The sequence below is a fragment of the Anaerobiospirillum sp. NML120448 genome, from assembly GCF_023050945.1.
GTDB lineage: Bacteria > Pseudomonadota > Gammaproteobacteria > Enterobacterales > Succinivibrionaceae > Anaerobiospirillum.
This window is the reverse complement of record NZ_JALKIM010000181.1, coordinates 1-1247: the sequence shown is the minus strand read 5'-3', so window position 1 is coordinate 1247 and position 1247 is coordinate 1. Positions and strand designations below refer to the sequence as shown.

The 1247-nt window shown below is 37.2% G+C and carries 1 protein-coding gene; it reads right to left on the bottom strand.

The window, feature by feature from the left end; all coding sequences use genetic code 11:
- Positions 1-96 precede the first annotated feature (96 nt).
- Positions 97-1247, bottom strand: a 1151-nt coding sequence (locus MXE38_RS12335; protein WP_246915506.1) for a hypothetical protein, incomplete at its 5' end; no start/stop codon positions are given.

The window sequence follows — 1247 nt, the reverse complement described above, 5'->3', positions numbered from 1 at the left end:
CCACCTGTACGGACGACGAATTCACTTTTCAAGCCGTAATTAACAAAAAAAGTGTGTTTTGTCAAGCCATTGTAGATATAGCGTAGAGAGCTATGACTATGCTGCCATTAGATCTACTTCATTGCAGGCATCACAGACTTTAAACCATTGGTTTTTAGTTGGGTTTTCTAGGTGAATATGGAGCTTGTTATTAACCTTTGCCGCCTTAATGCTTGAAAGGTCATTACTTCCAACAACAGACCAAGCCATGCCATTATTTTTTTGTCTGGAGGCAACTAAAATGTCATTGTACTTTTCAGCTTGGCTGCTGCTATTTGAAAGATCCATATCCTTTCTTAATGCATAACAAGTAAGCTCATCTTGTTTGTTATACAAGTAGTTTAACAAATTCTGAAGTTTAGCCTGATTACGTACAATCCCTTTATTTTGAAAATTAAGGATTACCTCTCTTGCATACTGAAGATTGCCATGCCAAATATGTTTACAAACTTCAGAGCGATGTTCACGCTTTTGAGCAATAGTGCCACTAAGAGCCATACTTAAATGTTGAAGTACAGAGACAGATACATGGTACCAATCCAAAATAATATGATATGACGCAAAGCTAAACATGTCCTTAATCTTACTTTTAAGACTCTTAGCTCCATCCATAAAAAACACCAAGCGTCTGGTAGTAAGAAGGTTATTTTCAAGCAGTAATGCCATTAGCGATTTTAACGCTTCGGTTACAGATTCGCCTTTGATTACATGCACAAAGCCATCCCATGTTACTCTAATAACAGCTGTATTGACGTTACGATGCTCATTTTGATAAGCAGATACAGCTAGAGCATCAAATTCTTTCTTCTTATCAGAACGTGCTTCTATTTTGTTCTGATTGAGTTGAATCTGAGACTCTCTAGTTTTGCCTGTCGCTTTAGCTGCTGGCGTGTTTACACAACTTCTATTGCGGTCAAACTTCTGTTTCTTAGTTAGAACCTCATCAATATCAATTTGCACTATAAGCTCTTTTGAGTTTTCGATGGTGTTTATAAAGCGTAAACTACGTATTAAGTTGGATTTATCATCGAGCCCAGGCTGGTTTTTATTAAACTCTTGTACTGCTTGAGCAAGCTTACTTAGCTCCAGGCTTTTAGGAGCATTTTTACAGGCTGCAACCAATGCAGCCTCATTATTAGGTCTTCCAGTATCAGGATTAAAATCATGTTTCATTAAAATATTGCTTCTTTGCTCATTAAAAGAGGCTC